Source organism: Citrobacter sp. GW821-FHT02E08, from assembly GCF_059421685.1.
On the sequence record NZ_JBWKVL010000026.1, the window covers coordinates 1 to 18,384 of the forward strand.

The following is an 18,384-nucleotide window of genomic DNA, read 5'->3' on the forward strand; positions in this document are numbered from 1 at the left end:
CAACGGTGGGTTGACACCCACCGAGATGGAAAGACAAAGAACCTCTGGCTGTGTCCAAATTAAGTAGACCACTTCACACGCAGTGAGACAACGGAGCCGCTGGCGGCGACGGCCCGGAGGGCGAGCGAAGCGAGTCATCCTGCACGCCCCACCAGTGTAAAAAGGCGCCCTAAAGGCGCCTTTTTGCTATCTGCGATTTAGACGATTCGAACCTGCAGCAAGTTCGGGTAAACCCTGCGCCACCTGACACCAGATACATACACCCACGCTCAAAATCTCCACGACTTTCTCCACTATTTCGGCTATCTTGTTTAGCATACAAAACACTTATGTCCGATTAATGCGCGAACTGCGCTAATGACCGGCAATTTCGTTAAGCCAGTAAAACGAGAAAGCATGATGAGCGTGATGTTTGATCCAGAAGTTGCAATCTATCCGTTTCCACCAAAGCCAGCGCCGCTGAGTGTGGATGAAAAACAATTCTACCGTGAGAAAATCAAACGTCTGCTGAAAGAGCGGGATGCTGTGATGGTCGCCCACTATTACACTGACCCGGAAATCCAGCAACTGGCCGAAGAAACCGGTGGCTGTATTTCGGACTCGCTTGAAATGGCACGCTTTGGCGCGAAACATTCCGCGTCAACCCTGCTGGTTGCAGGGGTTCGCTTTATGGGGGAAACCGCCAAAATCCTCAGCCCGGAAAAAACCATCCTGATGCCGACTTTACAGGCGGAATGCTCGCTGGATTTGGGATGTCCGATCGACGCATTCAGCGCTTTTTGTGATGCGCATCCGGATCGTACCGTGGTGGTCTATGCCAACACGTCAGCCGCGGTAAAAGCGCGAGCGGACTGGGTAGTGACGTCCAGCATCGCCGTTGAACTTATTGAGCATCTTGATAGTTTAGGTGAAAAAATCATCTGGGCTCCGGACCGCCATCTGGGTAATTACGTGCAGAAACAGACCGGTGCCGACGTGCTATGCTGGCAGGGCGCCTGTATCGTACACGATGAGTTTAAAACCCAGGCCTTAACCCGCATGAAGGGACTCTATCCCAATGCCGCCGTGCTGGTACATCCTGAATCACCTCAGTCGATCGTTGATATGGCCGATGCGGTAGGGTCAACCAGTCAGCTCATTACTGCGGCGAAAACGCTGCCGCATCAGCAACTGATTGTGGCGACTGACCGGGGTATTTTCTACAAAATGCAGCAGGCGGTTCCTGAGAAAGAGCTGCTCGAAGCGCCGACGGCGGGAGAAGGTGCAACCTGTCGTAGTTGCGCTCATTGTCCGTGGATGGCGATGAACGGCCTTAAAGCGATTGCTGAAGGCCTGGAACAAGGCGGAGCGTCCCACGAAATCCATGTTGACGAAACGCTGCGAGAAGGCGCTTTATTGCCGTTAAACCGCATGCTGGAATTTGCGGCTACACTACGAGCTTAATCATGACGTTTTGCTCTGGGGGAAAAGATGGATTTTTTTAGCACGCAGAACATTCTTGTTCATATCCCAATCGGCGCGGGAGGGTACGCTCTGTCGTGGATTGAGGCTGTGGGGACTGTCGCTGGTTTATTGTGTATCGGGCTGGCGAGTCTGGAGAAGATCAGTAATTACTTTTTTGGTCTGATTAACGTTACGTTGTTCGCCATTATCTTTTTTCAGATCCAACTCTATGCCAGCCTGCTGTTACAGGTTTTTTTCTTTGCCGCCAATATCTATGGCTGGTATGCCTGGTCCCGACAAACGAGTCAACATGAAGCGGAACTGAAAATTCGCTGGCTGCCGTTGCCAAAAGCGATGAGCTGGCTGGCTATCTGCGTGGTAGCCATTGGTCTGATGACGGTATTCATCGACCCGGTATTCGCTTTCCTGACAAAAATTGCCGTGAATATTATGCAGACGCTGGGATTGCAGGTTGCTGCGCCTGAGCTACAGCCTGACGCCTTCCCTTTCTGGGATTCCTGCATGATGGTGCTGTCGATTGTGGCGATGATCCTGATGACGCGCAAATACGTTGAAAACTGGCTCTTGTGGGTGGTTATCAACGTCATCAGCGTTGTGATCTTCGCGCTACAGGGGGTTTACGCGATGTCGCTGGAATACCTGATCCTGACATTTATTGCCCTGAACGGCAGTCGGATGTGGATCAACAGCGCGCGCGACCGCGGCTCACGCGCACTTTCCCATTAATGGTGGTGATGTATATGCCCGGATTGCCTCTGGTTCAGCTTGCAATCCGGGCCGTTACAGGGTTGATACTCTAACTGTATGGTGGCGTGTTCAATCTGGTAATGATGGATCAGAAAATGTTGGATGCGCGCCAGCAACGCATCATGGTCGTGCGGTGGGATCACCTGCACATGCATCGTCATCACTGGTTTCTCGCCGACCATCCAGACATGCACATGGTGCACATTACGGACTTCCGGAATATCCCTGCTGAGATGACGCTGCAATGCGGCAATATCCAGTGAAACCGGTGCACCTTCCAGAAGTTCGTTGACGCTGTCTTTCAATAAACGCCATGCGCTTCTTAGTACCAGCAGGGAAACCAGAATCGAGAGGATCGGGTCGGCGGGCGTCCAGCCTGTCCAGATGATAATCAGCGCAGCAATGATCGCCCCGACCGATCCCAGTAAGTCTCCCATCACATGCAGGGCCGCGGCCCTGACGTTGAGGTTTTTTTCTTCACTACCGCGGTGCAGTATCCAGAACGAGAGCACATTGGCCATCAGTCCGGCAACGGCGATGACCATCATCATGCCGCCTGCAACGGGTCGCGGTGTGTAGAAACGTTCAATGGCCTCCCAGACAATCAAAATAGTGATCACCACCAGCGCGATGGCATTCACAAACGCAGCCAGTGTCGTGAGTCTTAACCAACCGAAGGTATGGCGGATTGTGGGCGGTCGCCGGGCAAACTGTACGGCCAGCAATGCAAAGAGCAGGGCGGCGGCGTCGGTGAGCATATGACCAGCATCCGCCAACAGTGCCAGCGAGCCGGAGATTATTCCGCCCACCACCTCAACCAACATAAATCCGGCAGTGACACAAAACGCGAACAGCAACCGGCGGGCATTTTTGTCTTCCGGCAGGTGAGGTGAAGTATGAGTATGTGAGTGCGCCATGGTGTCATCCCTTTGTTATTCTCATCATTACTGTATGACATCATACGGATTTATGACTGACAAAATAAAAAGGAGAGCTTTTGCTCTCCCGGTATCAGCCAAATTTTCAGGTATTGGGGCTCAGCAGAAAGGCGCTAACGACTGCGGAACGGCGATTTAGCGCAGCATAGAATCTGGAAAATAATTTTAATATGAGCAATTGGAGTTGAAAGTTGTAGGCTAGATCTCGTTTTTCCCTACTTTATGGCGTTTTTGAACTGATTTCAGGATTAATCCATGCAAACTGTAAAACCCAGTTTACACTTTCAGGATGAAGATATAGATTGGAGGGATTGCATTCATTTATATAAGTATGGCAACGCTGGAATAATCATGAATTATCAGAACGACGATTTACGCATTAAAGAGATCAACGAGTTATTACCGCCGGTCGCACTCCTGGAAAAATTCCCCGCTACTGAAAACGCTGCCAACACGGTAGCGCATGCCCGTAAAGCGATTCATAAAATTCTGAAAGGCAATGACGATCGCCTGCTGGTGGTGATTGGGCCGTGTTCAATTCATGATCCGGCGGCGGCCAAAGAGTATGCGGCTCGCCTGCTGGCACTGCGTGAAGAGTTAAAAGACGAGCTTGAGATCGTCATGCGCGTTTATTTTGAAAAACCGCGCACCACCGTGGGCTGGAAAGGGCTGATCAACGATCCGCATATGGATAACAGCTTCCAGATCAACGATGGTCTGCGTATCGCCCGTAAGTTATTGCTGGATATCAATGATAGCGGTTTACCGGCTGCTGGTGAGTTCCTTGACATGATCACCCCACAATACCTTGCTGACCTGATGAGCTGGGGCGCCATTGGGGCGCGTACTACCGAATCGCAGGTTCACCGTGAGCTGGCTTCAGGACTTTCCTGCCCGGTAGGATTCAAAAATGGCACCGATGGCACGATCAAGGTCGCCATTGACGCTATCAACGCCGCAGGGGCGCCGCACTGTTTCCTCTCCGTCACTAAATGGGGTCACTCCGCGATTGTGAATACCAGCGGAAATGGCGACTGCCATATCATTCTGCGTGGCGGGAAAGAACCGAACTACAGCGCGCAGCATGTCGCTGTCGTGAAAGAGGGTCTTGGGAAAGCCGGGCTGCCTTCGCAGGTGATGATCGATTTTAGCCACGCCAACTCCAGCAAGCAGTTCAAAAAGCAGATGGATGTGTGCGCGGATGTTTGCCAGCAAATTGCTGGCGGAGAAAAAGCGATTATTGGCGTGATGGTAGAGAGCCATCTGGTCGAAGGGAATCAAAACCTGGAAGGCGGTGAACCGCTGACCTACGGTAAAAGCATTACCGATGCCTGTATTGGTTGGGAAGACACCGACTCGCTGCTGCGTAAGTTGTCGAATGCGGTGAAAGCACGCCGCGGATAATCCTGCTTACCTGCATCTAAGCCGACTCTGACAGTCGGCTTTTTTTGTGCCCCCACACTCGAAATATAAAAAAATATATAACGATGGCCTGGTACGGTATAATCACCCTTCCGACCCCGTAAGAATAAGATTTGCCACGCATCCTGATGAAATACTATGTCGTCCTCCGCTAATGTCACCTCCCCGAACGCCATTCTGCGTCTCTACCGGCAGGTTGTGCGTCAACGCTTACTGCTGGCGCTGGTGATTACTCTGGCGATTCTGGCTTCGTTGGTGCTTGATTCAACCCTTGGCGCGTCAGGTTTACCGTTCGGTGAACTCTGGGAAACGCTGTTGCATCCTGCCAGCGCGAATGCCGGGGTTCGCGTGATTGTCTGGGATATTCGCTTGCCGTATGCGCTGATGGCGCTGCTGATCGGGATGGCGCTTGGGCTGGCGGGGGCCGAAATGCAAACCATTTTGAACAACCCGCTGGCGAGTCCTTTTACACTCGGGGTTTCATCTGCCGCGGCGTTTGGTGCGGCGCTGGCGATTGTGCTGGGCATCGGGATTCCGGGTATTCCTGCGGCCTGGTTTATCCCCGCCAATGCTTTTGCGTTTGCCTTATTTTCCGCGTTGTTACTGGATGGCATCACCCGCTGGACGCGCGTTGCGACGTCGGGCGTAGTGCTGTTCGGTATTGCCCTGGTGTTTACCTTCAATGCGCTGGTTTCAATGCTGCAGTTTGTGGCAGATGAAGATACGTTGCAGGGACTGGTTTTCTGGACGATGGGCAGTCTGACCCGCGCCTCATGGGAAAAACTTGGCGTGCTGGCGGTAGTTTTCGTCGTTGTCTCGTGCTGGTCAATGCGCAGCGCCTGGCAACTGACGGCATTGCGGCTGGGAGAAGAGAGGGCGATGAGCTTCGGTATTGATGTCCGGCGTTTGCGTCTGGCCGCGTTATTGCGCATTAGTCTGCTCTCCGCGCTTTCGGTGGCGTTTGTTGGGCCGATTGGTTTTATCGGTCTGGTGGCGCCACATATTGCGCGAATGCTGTTTGGGGAAGATCACTGTTTTTATCTGCCAGGCAGCGTGTTGACCGGTGGGCTTGTGCTTTCTCTGGCGTCGGTCGCCTCCAAAAACATAGTGCCTGGCGTGATCATTCCGGTGGGAATTGTGACGTCACTGGTGGGCGTACCGTTTTTCCTGAGCATCATTCTTCGTCAACGGGGAAGCGGTCTATGAGCGGACTGATGATTAAGGGGCTGTATGCCGGTTATCCGAAGCACCCCGTGATTGGCAATCTGAGCATTCCTGAACTGCCGCGCGGCAAAATCACGGTGCTGCTGGGACCTAACGGCTGTGGAAAGTCGACATTGTTACGTGCGCTGGCTGGCTTAACGAAAGCCCGTGGGGAAGTGCTTTTGGGTGATGAAAACCTGATGTCGCTGCCGTTTGCCCGGCGTGCGCAGAAGGTGGTGTTTTTACCTCAGTCATTGCCGCAGGGCGTGCACTTGCAGGTGCTGGAGTCTGTGCTGGTGGCGCAACGCGCAGCGGGCGGAAATAACGCTTCGCAGGATCAGGCGCAGGTACTGGCACTACTTGAACATTTGGGCATTTCGCATCTCGCGCTGCATTATCTCGACAGGCTCTCTGGCGGTCAGCGGCAACTGGTCGGACTGGCGCAATCACTGATCCGCCGTCCCGAGCTTTTGCTACTGGATGAGCCACTTAGCGCACTGGATCTGAATTATCAGTTGCACGTTATGGAACGGATTGCTCAGGAGACGCGAACGCGTCAGCTGGTGACGCTGGTGGTGGTGCACGATATGAATATGGCATTACGCTTCGGCGAACATATTGTGATGCTCAAAGACGGTAAGCTGGTGGCGAGCGGCGCGCCGCAAGCGGTGATTACCGCAGAACGTCTGGCGCAGGTGTACAACGTGCGTGGTCGCGTGGAACGGTGTTCGCAGGGGAGGGCGCAGGTGATACTGGATGGGGTTATCGGGGTATAAGCACCGGGTAGCCAATCGATGACGAATCGCTACCCGGAAAATGAATTACTTCGCTTTGCCCTGATTCGCAACGGCCGCCGCTTTTGCTGCGATCTCGTCAGCATTACCCAGGTAGTAACGTTTGATTGGCTTGAAGTTTTCGTCGAACTCATACACCAGCGGTACGCCGGTCGGGATATTCAGTTCAAGAATTTCATCTTCGCCCATATTATCCAGGTATTTCACCAGCGCGCGCAGGGAGTTACCGTGAGCGGCGATAATGACGCGCTCACCGCTTTTGATGCGCGGCAGAATGGATTCATTCCAGTAAGGGATGACACGATCAATGGTTAGCGCCAGGCTTTCGGTGACCGGCAGTTCTTTGTCAGTCAGTGTGGCATAGCGTGGATCGTGACCCGGGAAGCGCTCATCGTCTTTGCTCAGCTCTGGCGGTGTTACCGCAAAGCCACGACGCCACTGTTTCACCTGCTCATCACCGTATTTCTCTGCGGTTTCAGCTTTGTTCAGACCCTGTAGCGCACCGTAGTGACGCTCGTTCAGTTTCCAGGATTTCTCTACCGGCAGCCAGGCCTGATCCAGTTCGTCCAGCACGTTCCACAGGGTGTGGATGGCACGTTTCAGCACAGAGGTATAAGCAAAATCAAAGCTATAGCCTTCATCTTTCAGCAGTTTACCTGCCGCTTTTGCTTCGCCCACGCCTTTCTCAGACAGATCAACATCGTACCAGCCGGTGAAGCGGTTTTCGTTGTTCCACTGACTTTCACCATGACGTACCAGAACCAGCTTAGTTACAGCCATATGCTTACTCCTCAACCTTCATTTAATGATAATAATTCTCATTATATTGCCGTGACGCCTCAGCGGCAATCCTTATGCATAACCATAGCGAAAATAGTGACGCAGTGTAAGGTTCTTGTGAACTCATGGTTGCGATTTTGTCTTCAGGTGATGGGGATTTGAGCAGGATGGAGATAAAACCGCCCTCCTTTCGGAGGGCGCTGAATCAGGCAGGGATAAACTGATATTCCGTCAGGCTCACATACTCTTCGCCCGGGTGAAGAATACAGTCTGGCTGCGGCCATTCCGGATGGTTTGGACTGTCCGGCAGGAATTCACTTTCCAGCGCCAGGCCTTGCCAGTCGGCATACGCGTCCGGCCCACGGGAAGGTGTGCCGCCCAGGTAGTTACCGGAATAAAATTGTAGCGCTGGCGCGGAGGTGTACACCTTCATCTGCAATTTTTCATCCTGTGACCACAGATGCGCGCAAGGGGTGCGAGCATCGCCCCTGGCCTGCAACAAAAAGGCGTGGTCATATCCCTTCACTTTGCGTTGATCGCCATCAGCAAGAAACGCACTGGCAATTGTTTTCGCCTGGCGGAAATCGAATGAGGTACCGGCAACGGATTTCAGCCCTTCACGCGGGATGCCCCCTTCATCAACCGGCAGATAATCATCAGCCAGAATCTGCAGCTTATGATTGCGGACATCGGTCACATCGCCATCCAGGTTGAAATAAACGTGGTTGGTCAGATTAACCGGGCAGGGCTTATCCACCGCCGCACGATAGGTGATCGAAATACGGTTGTCCTCGGTCAGTCGATATTGCGCGGTGGCGCACAGACGTCCCGGGAAGCCCTGGTCGCCATCCTCGGATGTCAGCGCAAACAACACCTGACAATCGTTCTGGTTGACCACCTGCCAGCGACGTTTATCAAAACCGTCGGGTCCGCCATGCAGCTGGTTCTCGCCCTGACTTGGCAGCAAACTGACCGTTTCACCCGCGTAGCTGTAGCGGCTATCGGCGATGCGGTTAGCATAACGACCGACCGATGCGCCGAGAAACGCCGATTGTTCGGGATACTGTTCCGGGCTGGAGCAGCCCAGCAAGGCTTCGCGAACGCTCCCGTCGCCCAGGGGGATCCGGGCGGAAAGAAGCGTGGCGCCCCAGTCCATCAGCGTGACCACCATCCCTGCGCTGTTGCGCAGGGTAAGCAGGCGAAACGGCTGACCATCGGGTGCCAGCGCTGGGGTTTCATTTAGCACTGTCCGGCTCCTTGTGAAGGTTTGCAGACGTAGAAGGTTTCTTTGATACCGGTTTTTGCTTCGTACTGCTCAGCAACGGCGTGTTGTACGGCGGGTACTAACGCTTCCGGGATCAGCGCGACGATGCAACCGCCGAAGCCGCCGCCGGTCATGCGCACGCCGCCGTTTTCGCCAATGGTCTCTTTGACGATCTCAACCAGCGTATCGATCTGCGGTACGGTGATTTCAAAATCATCACGCATGGAGGCGTGAGATTCCGCCATCAGCTCACCCATCCGTTTCAGGTCACCGTTCTCCAGCGCGTTTGCCGCTTCAACGGTACGCGCGTTTTCAGTCAGGACGTGACGAACGCGTTTTGCCACCACCGGATCCAACTGACTTGCTACGGCGTTGAAGGCGTCAAGGCTGACATCGCGCAGGGCTGGCTGCTGGAAGAAGCGTGCGCCTGTTTCGCACTGTTCGCGGCGAGTGTTGTATTCACTGCCCACCAGCGTACGTTTGAAGTTGCTGTTGATGATAACGATCGCCACGCCTTTTGGCATCGATACCGCTTTGGTGCCCAGTGAACGGCAATCGATGAGCAAGGCATGGTCTTTCTTGCCCAGCGCGGAGATCAGCTGATCCATGATGCCGCAGTTGCAGCCAACAAATTGATTTTCTGCTTCCTGGCCGTTGAGCGCGATTTGCGCGCCATCCAGCGGCAGATGATAAAGCTGCTGGAACACGGTGCCCACGGCCACTTCCAGCGCAGCGGAAGAGCTTAATCCCGCGCCCTGCGGTACGTTACCGCTAATCACTAAATCGGCGCCGCCAAAACCCGCGTGACGTTTTTGCAGGTGTTTTACCACGCCGCGTACGTAGTTTGACCATTGCTGGCTGTCATGGGTGACGATGGGGGCATCGAGGGAGAATTCGTCAACCTGATTGTCATAATCGACGGCAATGACGCGGACTTTACGATCGTCGCGCGTCGCACAGCTGATCACCGTCTGATAATCGATAGCGCAGGGCAGTACGAAACCGTCATTGTAATCGGTATGTTCGCCGATCAGATTAACGCGACCTGGCGCCTGAATGGTGTGGGTGGCAGGGTAGCCAAAAATTTCTGCAAACAGAGATTGTGTGTTCTCTTTCAGACTCATTTTTTAAACTCCGGATTCGCGAAAATGGATGTCGCTGACCGCACGCAGGCGTTCTGCCGCTTGTTCAGCCGTCAGATCACGCTGGGTTTCCGCCAGCATTTCGTAACCGACCATAAATTTACGCACGGTCGCGGAGCGCAGCAGCGGCGGATAAAAGTGTGCGTGCAGTTGCCAGTGTTCGTTCGCTTCGCCGTTAAATGGCGCGCCGTGCCAGCCCATGGAGTAGGGGAATGAGCACTGGAACAGGTTGTCATAACGACTGGTCAGTTTTTTCAACGCCAGCGCCAAATCGGCGCGCTGGTCATCGGTCAGATCGGTCATGCGCAATACATGCGCTTTTGGCAACAGCAAGGTTTCAAATGGCCAGGCTGCCCAGTAGGGGACGACCGCTAACCAGTGCTCGGTTTCCACGACGGTGCGGCTGCCATCGGCCAGTTCACGCTGAACATAATCCACCAGCATCGGGGAACCCTGCTCAGCAAAGTAGGCTTTTTGCAAACGATCTTCACGTTCGGCTTCGTTGGGCAGGAAGCTGTTAGCCCAAACCTGACCGTGTGGATGCGGGTTGGAACACCCCATTGCCGCACCTTTGTTCTCGAAAACCTGCACCCACGGATACGTTTTCCCCAGCTCGGCCGTTTGTTCCTGCCAGGTTTTAACGATTTCCGTCAGTGCCGGAACGCTCAATTCGGGTAAGGTTTTGCTGTGATCCGGAGAAAAACAGATAACCCGACTGGTGCCGCGCGCGCTCTGGCAACGCATCAGTGGATCGTGGCTCTCCGGCGCGTCCGGCGTGTCGGACATTAAGGCGGCAAAGTCGTTGGTAAAAACGTAGGTCCCGGTGTAGTTGGGGTTTTTATCACCGGTCACACGGGTGTTGCCTGCGCACAGGAAACAGTCCGGATCGTGAGCTGGCAGGCGTTCGTTAGACGGTGTTTCCTGCGCCCCTTGCCAGGGGCGTTTCGCACGATGCGGCGAAACCAGAATCCATTGCCCGGTGAGCGGGTTAAAGCGGCGATGTGGATGATCGACAGGGTTAAATTGCGTCATGATTGTTCCTTAATCCGGATATCCCTGCGGATGGCGTGACTGCCAGTGCCAGGTATCTTGCGCCATTTCGTCAAGCGTACGGGTAACGCGCCAGTTCAGTTCGCGGTCTGCTTTGCTGGCATCTGCCCAGTAGGCGGGAAGATCGCCTTCGCGACGCGGGGCAAAATGGTAGTTCACCGGTTTGCCGCAGGCTTTGCTGAAGGCGTTGACGACGTCCAGCACGCTGCTGCCAACACCTGCGCCAAGGTTATAAATGTGTACGCCTTGTTTACCGGCCAGTTTTTCCATCGCGGCGACGTGCCCGTCGGCGAGATCCATCACGTGGATGTAGTCGCGCACGCCGGTGCCGTCTTCGGTCGGGTAGTCGTTGCCAAAGATAGCGAGTGAATCGCGACGACCCACTGCCACCTGGGCGATGTAGGGCATCAGGTTATTCGGAATGCCCTGCGGGTCTTCGCCCATATCACCTGACGGATGCGCGCCGACCGGGTTGAAGTAACGCAACAGCGCGATGCTCCAGTCCGGCTGCGCTTTTTGCAGATCGGTGAGGATCTGTTCGACCATCAGTTTGCTTTTGCCGTACGGGCTTTGCGGCGTACCGGTCGGGAAGCTTTCGACATAAGGAATTTTCGGCTGGTCGCCGTAAACGGTGGCGGAGGAGCTAAAGATGAAGTTTTTGACGCCGGCAGCGCGCATGGCGCCGATCAGACGCAGGGTGCCGTTAACGTTGTTGTCATAATATTCCAGCGGTTTAGCGACGGATTCGCCAACGGCTTTCAGACCAGCAAAGTGAATCACGGTATCAATCGCGTGATCGTGCAGGATTTCGGTCATCAGCGCTTCGTTGCGGATATCGCCTTCAACGAAACTCGGATGCTTTTCGCCTAAACGTTCAATAACGGGCAGTACACTGCGCTTACTGTTGCAGAGGTTATCAAGGATGATGACGTCGTGACCGTTTTTCAGCAACTGTACGCAAGTATGGCTTCCTATGTAACCGCTACCACCTGTAACCAAAACTCTCATAATTCGCTCCGTTAAGCCTATGGTATGGAATAAACATAGCATAACAAAGTTGCGAAAAGTGTGACACGGAATAAATTAGTGGAATCGTTTACACTTCGGTATTTTTATGTCCTGCATTCAATGACGTCATTGTAAATCATAGGATTAAGGAACGGTTGCGGTGTTTGTCCGAAAAAAAGGGCGCATTGACGCGCCCACGGATGAAAATCACTGCCGTGCTGTCTGCCGGTAGAGATACCCGTCGCCATCCGGCACAAACTCCAGGCGATGGGTGATACAGTCTGGCGCGTCTTCGGCGTGGTGAGAGACAAACAACAGCTGAGTTTCCCCTTCACCGATCAGTACATCGACAAAGCGGCGGACAAGCTGACGGTTTAGCGGGTCCAGCCCCTGTAGCGGCTCATCGAGGATCAGCAGCGTGGGGTGTTTCACCAGCGCGCGGACAATCAGCGCCAGCCGCTGTTGTCCCCAGGAAAGACTATGAAACGGCGCGTCGGCGGTGCGCTTATCCATTCCAAGAATATCCAGCCACTGCTGCACCAGCTTGCGCTGCCTGTCCGAGACGGCCTGATAGATGCCTATAGAATCAAAAAAGCCTGACAGGATCACATTACGTAGCGTGGTACTGACACGGTAGTCAAGGTGCAGACTGCTGCTGACATAGCCAATGTGTTTTTTGATATCCCACAGGGTTTCACCACTGCCGCGACGACGGCCAAACAGCGTCAGATCGTTGCTATAGCCCTGGGGATGATCGCCGGTGACCAGGCTGAGTAACGTCGATTTTCCTGCGCCATTAGGACCGACAATCTGCCAGTGCTCGCCCGGATTTACCTGCCAGCTCAGGCGGTTGAGGATAGGGCGATCGTTGTAGGAAACGACGCCGTCTTTCAGCACAATTCGCGCCTCTGTCTCCGGCAGGGTGTGGCGCGCGGAGGGAACATCGGGCTCTGGTAATTGCATACCAGCCAGTTGCTCGCTGTGGGCGAGTTGGGCGATCAGTGCCTGTTGTAACAGAGCGGATTTTTCGCCGGTTTCTGTCAGCGTGCAGTCTGCGAGGACGCCAGCAAATTGCACAAAGTCAGGGATCTCATCGAAACGGTTTAAGACCAGCACGAGCGTGTAGCCCGATTGATGCAGGGTGGCGAGAAGCTCCGCTAACTGGCGGCGGGAAGCCACATCAAGCCCGTCAAACGGCTCGTCGAGGATCAGCAAATCGGGTTCAGACATCAGCGCCTGGCAGAGCAGGGTTTTGCGCGTTTCGCCGGTGGAGAGGTATTTAAAACGTCGGGTGAGTAACCCGGAGATGCCAAACTGCGCTGCGAGTTCCGCGCAGCGGGAGGGGTTTTTGACCTCTTCCTGGATAATTTCCGCCGTCGTGCGCCCGGTATCTTCTTCGCCAGGGCTGAGCAGATCGGTGTTGTTCCGCTGCCATTCATCGCTGACCAGTTGCTGCAACTGTTCAAATGAGAGGCGAGTCCTGCGCGTAAAGGCGCACTGGCGTTCGCCTTTTAATAAGGGGAGTTCACCCGCCAGTGCTCGCGCCAGCGCGGATTTTCCACTGCCGTTGGCGCCCACAAACGCCCAGCTATCACCCGCATTCAACGTAAACGTGTTCAGTTGAAGCGTTTTGGTATCGCTCAGACGAAACGTGCCTTGCGAAATATGCAACGATGACATTTTATATCCCATTTTTTGCAGCGATGAACCACAGGGATACGTCTTTCGTGAAACAATGTCAATGTGCTTAGCACAACGTGGCGATAATCACGTTGTCCGCGTTAAACCAGGCCGTCACGTTGGCGCCTTCTTCCAGCCTGGCGGCCTCTTCAACCGGCACTGTGGCGCACAAGGTCTGACCATCCGGAAGTGTCATCAGCACTTCACATTGCCCGGTGCCGCGTTCGATATGGCTGATGGTGCCCTGAAGCTGATTGTCGGCTGCCTGTGCGGTGGCATCGTCCTGGGTAATGCCCACCCAGGGTGCTTTCAGAAGGATCAGTACCTCTTTACCTTCATTCAGACCCAAACGCTCGCCGCTTTGCGCCGTGATTGCCACTTTCAGTCGCGTTTCACCGTCGGCTAACAGGACGTCGACGTGCTGCTGTACCTGATCGTGGTTACGCGAGGTGATCGTGCCAAACCACTGGTTGCGGGCGCTGGTTTGCAGTGAAAAACGGGAGATGGCCGCCAGCAGACTATTGAGAGGTAACGCATCGTCGTCGCTCAGCACATCGAAGGCTTTTTGCTGAATCTGCGCCAGTAAATCGTAAAGCTGGATCAGCCGTTGACCATAACGCGTCAACACCGCGCCACCGCCGCCTTTGCCGCCCGTTGCGCGCTCTACGAGCGTCTGTTCGCTGAGCTGGTTCATCTCGTTAATCGCATCCCAGGCACTTTTGTAGCTGATGCCTGCATCTTTCGCTCCCTGACTAATGGAGCCGGAAAGCGCAATGTGCTTAAGCAGAGAAATGCGTCGTGGGTCCGCAAACAATTTTTGCTGAAGTTTCAGGGTGAGAAGGATTTCGGCTTGCATAACAAGATCCTGGCAAAAGGACTATTGTGACGGAAAACGGCGGGCGCGCAAAGCCGATAGCACAAAAGGGGAGTGCTTTTCTCGTTTATAAGGTTAGAATAACTGAAGGATTATATCTGGAGTTGACCATGTTAGAGTTATTGAAAAGTCTGGTATTCGCCGTAATCATGGTACCTGTAGTCATGGCCGTCATCCTCGGAATGATTTACGGCCTGGGAGAAGTGTTCAACATTTTCTCCGGTATCGGTAAAAAAGACCAGCCCAGACAGAACCATTAATTCCCCAAACGCCCGCTCAGTCGGGCGTTTTTGTTTTCTCAAGATCCTGCTTTCCCTGCCGATATTTTCTTTGTGTCACCTCTCATGGGCGTGAATAACCGCTGGGAAAATGTTGGCAATACCGTTATATTTGTTCGTACATAACGATATTCAAAAGGAGTTACAGATGGCTCGTACATGGTTACGCCTGTTTGCCGGGGCAACATTATCTTTAACCGTTGCTGGTCAAGCGCTGGCGGATGAAGGGAAAATCACCGTCTTTGCGGCGGCGTCACTGACCAACGCAATGCAGGATATTGCCGCACAGTACAAAAAAGAGAAGAACGTTGACGTCGTCTCTTCTTTTGCGTCTTCGTCAACGCTGGCACGCCAGATTGAGGCGGGCGCGCCTGCCGATCTGTTTATCTCTGCCGATCAGAAATGGATGGATTACGTCGTAGATAAAAAAGCGATAGATACCGGTTCGCGTCAAACGCTGCTGGGTAACAGCCTGGTGGTTGTCGCACCGCAAGCGAGCGAGCAGAAAGCGTTCACTATCGACAGCAAAACCCCCTGGACGCAGCTGCTGAACGGCGGACGTCTGGCCGTTGGCGATCCCGAGCACGTTCCTGCTGGCATCTACGCCAAAGAAGCGCTGCAAAAACTGGGTGCATGGGATACTCTGGCGGCGAAACTGGCACCGGCTGAAGATGTTCGCGGTGCGCTGGCGTTAGTGGAACGTAACGAAGCGCCGCTGGGGATTGTTTACGGCTCTGATGCTGTTGCCAGTAAAGGTGTGAAGGTGGTGAGCACCTTCCCGGAAGATTCGCATAAAAAAGTAGAATATCCGGTAGCGATTGTCGATGGACACAAAAACGCCACGGTCAGCGCGTTCTATGACTACCTGAAAGGACCGCAGGCTTCTGACATTTTTAAACGTTATGGATTTACGACGAAGTAATGATACTGACCGATCCAGAATGGCAGGCCGTATTACTGAGCCTGAAAGTCTCTTCCCTGGCCGTGCTGTTTAGCCTGCCGTTTGGGATCTTTTTTGCCTGGTTACTTGTCCGGTGCACGTTTCCAGGCAAAGCCCTGCTCGATAGCGTGCTGCATCTTCCGTTGGTGTTACCGCCCGTGGTGGTGGGCTATCTCCTGCTGGTTGCGATGGGGCGACGCGGATTTATCGGCCAGTGGCTGTATGATGTGTTCGGCATCACCTTTGCGTTTAGCTGGCGCGGCGCGGTGCTGGCGGCCGCCGTCATGTCTTTCCCGTTGATGGTGCGGGCCATTCGCCTGGCGCTGGAAGGGGTGGACGTCAAACTGGAACAGGCCGCCCGCACGCTCGGCGCAGGCCGCTGGCGCGTGTTTCTGACCATTACGTTGCCGCTCACTCTGCCGGGTATCATTGTTGGTACGGTGCTGGCGTTTGCCCGTTCGCTCGGCGAGTTTGGTGCAACCATTACCTTTGTTTCCAATATCCCCGGTGAAACGCGCACCATTCCGTCCGCGATGTATACCCTGATCCAGACTCCTGGAGGGGAAAGCGCGGCGGCGAGACTGTGTTTGATTTCTATCGTGCTGGCGCTGATTTCCCTGTTGGTTTCGGAATGGCTGGCCCGTATTAGCCGTGAACGGACGGGGAGATAACGATGCTGGAACTCAACTTCTCCCAGACATTAGGCACACATTGCCTGACGCTCAACGAAACGTTGCCTGCCAGCGGGATCACCGCGATTTTTGGTGTTTCCGGCGCCGGGAAAACCTCGCTCATTAATGCCATCAGTGGCCTGACGCGCCCGCAAACCGGACGCATTGTGCTTAATGGCCGGGTGCTGAACGATGTCGAAAACGGCATTTGTTTAACCCCGGAAAAACGGCGCGTGGGGTATGTTTTTCAGGATGCTCGCCTGTTCCCGCATTATAAAGTGCGCGGCAATCTACGTTACGGTATGGCGAAAAGCATGGCCGGGCAGTTTGATAAACTGGTGGCCTTGTTAGGTATTGAACCGCTGCTGGATCGTTTGCCGGGAAGTCTCTCCGGCGGCGAGAAGCAGCGCGTGGCCATCGGGCGGGCGTTGCTGACGGCGCCAGAACTCCTGTTGCTGGATGAACCGCTGGCCTCGCTGGATATTCCGCGTAAGCGCGAGTTGCTACCTTACCTGCAACGCCTGGCGCGTGAAATCCATATTCCCATGCTGTATGTCAGCCACTCCCTTGATGAGATTTTGCACCTGGCGGATAAAGTCATGGTGCTGGAAAACGGTCAGGTGAAAGCCTTTGGCGCGCTGGAGGAGGTGTGGGGGAGCAATGTCATGCATCCGTGGCTGCCGCAGGAGCAGCAGAGCAGTATTCTGAAAGTCAGCGTGCTGGAACACCATCCGCATTATGCGATGACGGCGCTGGCTCTCGGGGATCAGCATCTGTGGGTGAGCAAGCTTGATGAACCGCTGCAAACCGCGATGCGCATTCGCATCCAAGCCTCAGATGTCTCACTGGTACTGCAACCGCCGCAGCAAACCAGTATCCGTAATATTTTGCGGGCAAAAGTGGCGCAGTGTTATGACGACAAAGGACAAGTTGAAGTACAACTGGAGATTGGGGGCAAGACCCTGTGGGCGAGGATCAGCCCGTGGGCCAGGGATGAGTTAGGTATCAAACCTGGCCTGTGGCTGTATGCGCAAATCAAGAGCGTGTCGATTACCGCCTGATTACAGCAGATGAGAATAGATAAACGCCGCAATGCTGTCGGTGGTGTTGTCGCCGATGACAACATTGGCCCGCGCTTTCACCGCGTCCTCGGCATTGCCCATAGCGACGCCGGTGCCAGCGGCTTCCAGCATGCTGATATCGTTAAAGTTATCGCCGAATGCAATCACGTCTTGCATTGAGCCTCCCTGGGCCTCAACCCACTGTGTCAGGCGTTTTCCTTTGCTGTTGCCTTTACGCGCAATATCAACCTGATCGTGCCATGACCATTCGCACTCCAGACCCAGAGTCTGTCCGACGTGCTGACCAAACTGTTGCAGTTTAGGAATATCTTCGTCCGTCAGGGCGAACTTCCAGACGGCATTCACCTCATGCGCGGCCTGCGCCAGCGAAGGCACCTGGGTAAATGTCGGGCGCTGTTCCGGCGGCAGAGCTTGCGCCCAGTTAGTGGTGCGAATCACGTGCCCGGTAGGGCGCTCATAGAGCATGGCATCATCAACGTACATCAGTCCGTGGATCTGGTGATCATCAAGCATATCGATTAACTGCAGCGCCTGATCCACTGGCATTGGATCCGATTCCAGTACGCTTTTTGCATGATAATCATACAAGTGTATGCTAAGTTATGCAAACAAAAAAACGGGATAAGAAAATGAAGAAGTGTTTTATCTATCATAGGGTTAGCTCAGATCAGCAACTTAGGGGCGGAGGTCTTGACAGACAGGAAGAAAACCTCAACCAGTATGTTGAACGTATTGGGCTTCTCAACTTAATGGATGATCCAGTACCTGTAATTCTGAGTGACCAGGGTGTGTCAGCTTTTAAAACCAATGAGAATAACTTCAGTATTGGGGAACTTGGGAGATGGATGGATCAAGTACTGGCTGGTATGTGGGATGATTCTCACCTGGTTCTGGAAAGCATTGACCGATTCAGTCGGCAGAATCCATTCACTGTTGTTGGTTATCTGTCACGATTAGTTGAACATAATATTGATCCTACCCACGTAATGTGGACACAGCCCTAAGCGAGATTCTGGTTTTCAAACTGTTCCGGGCTGAGTCCGCCAC

18 protein-coding genes and 1 pseudogene are annotated in these 18,384 nt (G+C 54.0%); 10 read left to right on the top strand and 9 right to left on the bottom strand.

The window, feature by feature from the left end:
• Window positions 1–399: 399 nt before the first annotated feature.
• Together nadA and pnuC are read left to right on the top strand one after the other, a co-directional pair.
• Window positions 400–1,443, top strand: a complete 1,044-nt coding sequence (gene nadA, locus AC07UY_RS21225; protein WP_494659555.1) for a quinolinate synthase NadA — start codon at window positions 400–402, stop codon at window positions 1,441–1,443.
• A gap of 27 nt (window positions 1,444–1,470) precedes the next feature.
• Window positions 1,471–2,190: a nicotinamide riboside transporter PnuC gene (gene pnuC, locus AC07UY_RS21230; protein ID WP_494701894.1), complete on the top strand. Its 720-nt coding sequence runs from the start codon at window positions 1,471–1,473 to the stop codon at window positions 2,188–2,190.
• Here the strand turns inward: pnuC and zitB are convergent.
• Window positions 2,187–3,128: a CDF family zinc transporter ZitB gene (zitB, locus tag AC07UY_RS21235; protein WP_494701893.1), complete on the bottom strand. Its 942-nt coding sequence runs from the start codon at window positions 3,126–3,128 to the stop codon at window positions 2,187–2,189. The genes pnuC and zitB overlap by 4 nt on opposite strands.
• 372 nt (window positions 3,129–3,500) lie before the next feature.
• On the opposite strand from zitB, the gene aroG reads away from it, so the two are divergent.
• The 3 genes from aroG to AC07UY_RS21250 all read left to right on the top strand — a co-directional run bounded on the left by aroG (window position 3,501) and on the right by AC07UY_RS21250 (window position 6,550).
• The gene (gene aroG / locus AC07UY_RS21240; RefSeq protein WP_494659385.1) at window positions 3,501–4,553 is read left to right on the top strand and encodes a 3-deoxy-7-phosphoheptulonate synthase AroG; all 1,053 of its coding nucleotides are present in this window, start codon (window positions 3,501–3,503) and stop codon (window positions 4,551–4,553) included.
• Window positions 4,554–4,709: 156 nt separating this feature from the next.
• Window positions 4,710–5,777, top strand: coding sequence for a FecCD family ABC transporter permease (locus AC07UY_RS21245; protein WP_494659386.1), 1,068 nt, complete (start codon window positions 4,710–4,712; stop codon window positions 5,775–5,777).
• Window positions 5,774–6,550: an ABC transporter ATP-binding protein gene (locus AC07UY_RS21250; protein ID WP_494659387.1), complete on the top strand. Its 777-nt coding sequence runs from the start codon at window positions 5,774–5,776 to the stop codon at window positions 6,548–6,550. Before AC07UY_RS21245 ends, AC07UY_RS21250 begins: the two co-directional genes overlap by 4 nt.
• Window positions 6,551–6,595: 45 nt before the next feature.
• On the opposite strand, the gene gpmA is transcribed toward AC07UY_RS21250, so the two are convergent.
• From gpmA to modE, 7 genes are all read right to left on the bottom strand, one after another.
• Complete coding sequence (gpmA, locus tag AC07UY_RS21255) at window positions 6,596–7,348, bottom strand: 2,3-diphosphoglycerate-dependent phosphoglycerate mutase (protein WP_494659388.1); 753 nt, start codon at window positions 7,346–7,348, stop codon at window positions 6,596–6,598.
• Between the two features lie 205 nt (window positions 7,349–7,553).
• Window positions 7,554–8,594, bottom strand: a complete 1,041-nt coding sequence (galM, locus tag AC07UY_RS21260; protein ID WP_494701892.1) for a galactose-1-epimerase — start codon at window positions 8,592–8,594, stop codon at window positions 7,554–7,556.
• On the bottom strand, window positions 8,588–9,736 hold the full coding sequence (galK, locus tag AC07UY_RS21265) for a galactokinase (protein WP_494701891.1): 1,149 nt from the start codon (window positions 9,734–9,736) through the stop codon (window positions 8,588–8,590). The genes galM and galK overlap by 7 nt, the downstream gene beginning before the upstream one ends.
• Before the next feature lie 3 nt (window positions 9,737–9,739).
• Complete coding sequence (galT, locus tag AC07UY_RS21270) at window positions 9,740–10,786, bottom strand: galactose-1-phosphate uridylyltransferase (RefSeq protein WP_494659391.1); 1,047 nt, start codon at window positions 10,784–10,786, stop codon at window positions 9,740–9,742.
• A 9-nt stretch (window positions 10,787–10,795) separates the two neighbouring features.
• A complete protein-coding gene (gene galE / locus AC07UY_RS21275) occupies window positions 10,796–11,812 on the bottom strand; it encodes a UDP-glucose 4-epimerase GalE (protein ID WP_494659392.1) in 1,017 nt (338 codons plus the stop codon).
• A gap of 207 nt (window positions 11,813–12,019) precedes the next feature.
• A complete protein-coding gene (modF, locus tag AC07UY_RS21280; protein WP_494659393.1) occupies window positions 12,020–13,492 on the bottom strand; it encodes a molybdate ABC transporter ATP-binding protein ModF in 1,473 nt (490 codons plus the stop codon).
• Window positions 13,493–13,559: 67 nt separating this feature from the next.
• Window positions 13,560–14,348: a molybdenum-dependent transcriptional regulator gene (modE, locus tag AC07UY_RS21285; RefSeq protein ID WP_494659394.1), complete on the bottom strand. Its 789-nt coding sequence runs from the start codon at window positions 14,346–14,348 to the stop codon at window positions 13,560–13,562.
• Window positions 14,349–14,476: 128 nt separating this feature from the next.
• On the opposite strand from modE, the gene AC07UY_RS21290 reads away from it, so the two are divergent.
• The 4 genes from AC07UY_RS21290 to modC all read left to right on the top strand — a co-directional run bounded on the left by AC07UY_RS21290 (window position 14,477) and on the right by modC (window position 17,316).
• A complete protein-coding gene (locus AC07UY_RS21290) occupies window positions 14,477–14,626 on the top strand; it encodes an AcrZ family multidrug efflux pump-associated protein (RefSeq protein ID WP_203358432.1) in 150 nt (49 codons plus the stop codon).
• 166 nt (window positions 14,627–14,792) lie between these two features.
• On the top strand, window positions 14,793–15,566 hold the full coding sequence (gene modA, locus AC07UY_RS21295; RefSeq protein WP_494659395.1) for a molybdate ABC transporter substrate-binding protein: 774 nt from the start codon (window positions 14,793–14,795) through the stop codon (window positions 15,564–15,566).
• On the top strand, window positions 15,566–16,255 hold the full coding sequence (modB, locus tag AC07UY_RS21300; RefSeq protein WP_192611625.1) for a molybdate ABC transporter permease subunit: 690 nt from the start codon (window positions 15,566–15,568) through the stop codon (window positions 16,253–16,255). Before modA ends, modB begins: the two co-directional genes overlap by 1 nt.
• Window positions 16,256–16,257: 2 nt before the next feature.
• A complete protein-coding gene (gene modC / locus AC07UY_RS21305) occupies window positions 16,258–17,316 on the top strand; it encodes a molybdenum ABC transporter ATP-binding protein ModC (RefSeq protein ID WP_276292351.1) in 1,059 nt (352 codons plus the stop codon).
• On the opposite strand, the pseudogene AC07UY_RS21310 reads toward modC, so the two are convergent.
• A pseudogene (locus AC07UY_RS21310) lies at window positions 17,317–17,928 on the bottom strand (pyridoxal phosphatase); the annotation flags it as partial.
• Between the two features lie 38 nt (window positions 17,929–17,966).
• On the opposite strand from AC07UY_RS21310, the gene AC07UY_RS21315 reads away from it, so the two are divergent.
• Window positions 17,967–18,341 carry a recombinase family protein gene (locus AC07UY_RS21315; protein WP_494701890.1) on the top strand — a complete coding sequence of 125 codons (375 nt, stop codon included), beginning with the start codon at window positions 17,967–17,969 and terminating at the stop codon, window positions 18,339–18,341.
• Window positions 18,342–18,384: the final 43 nt, after the last annotated feature.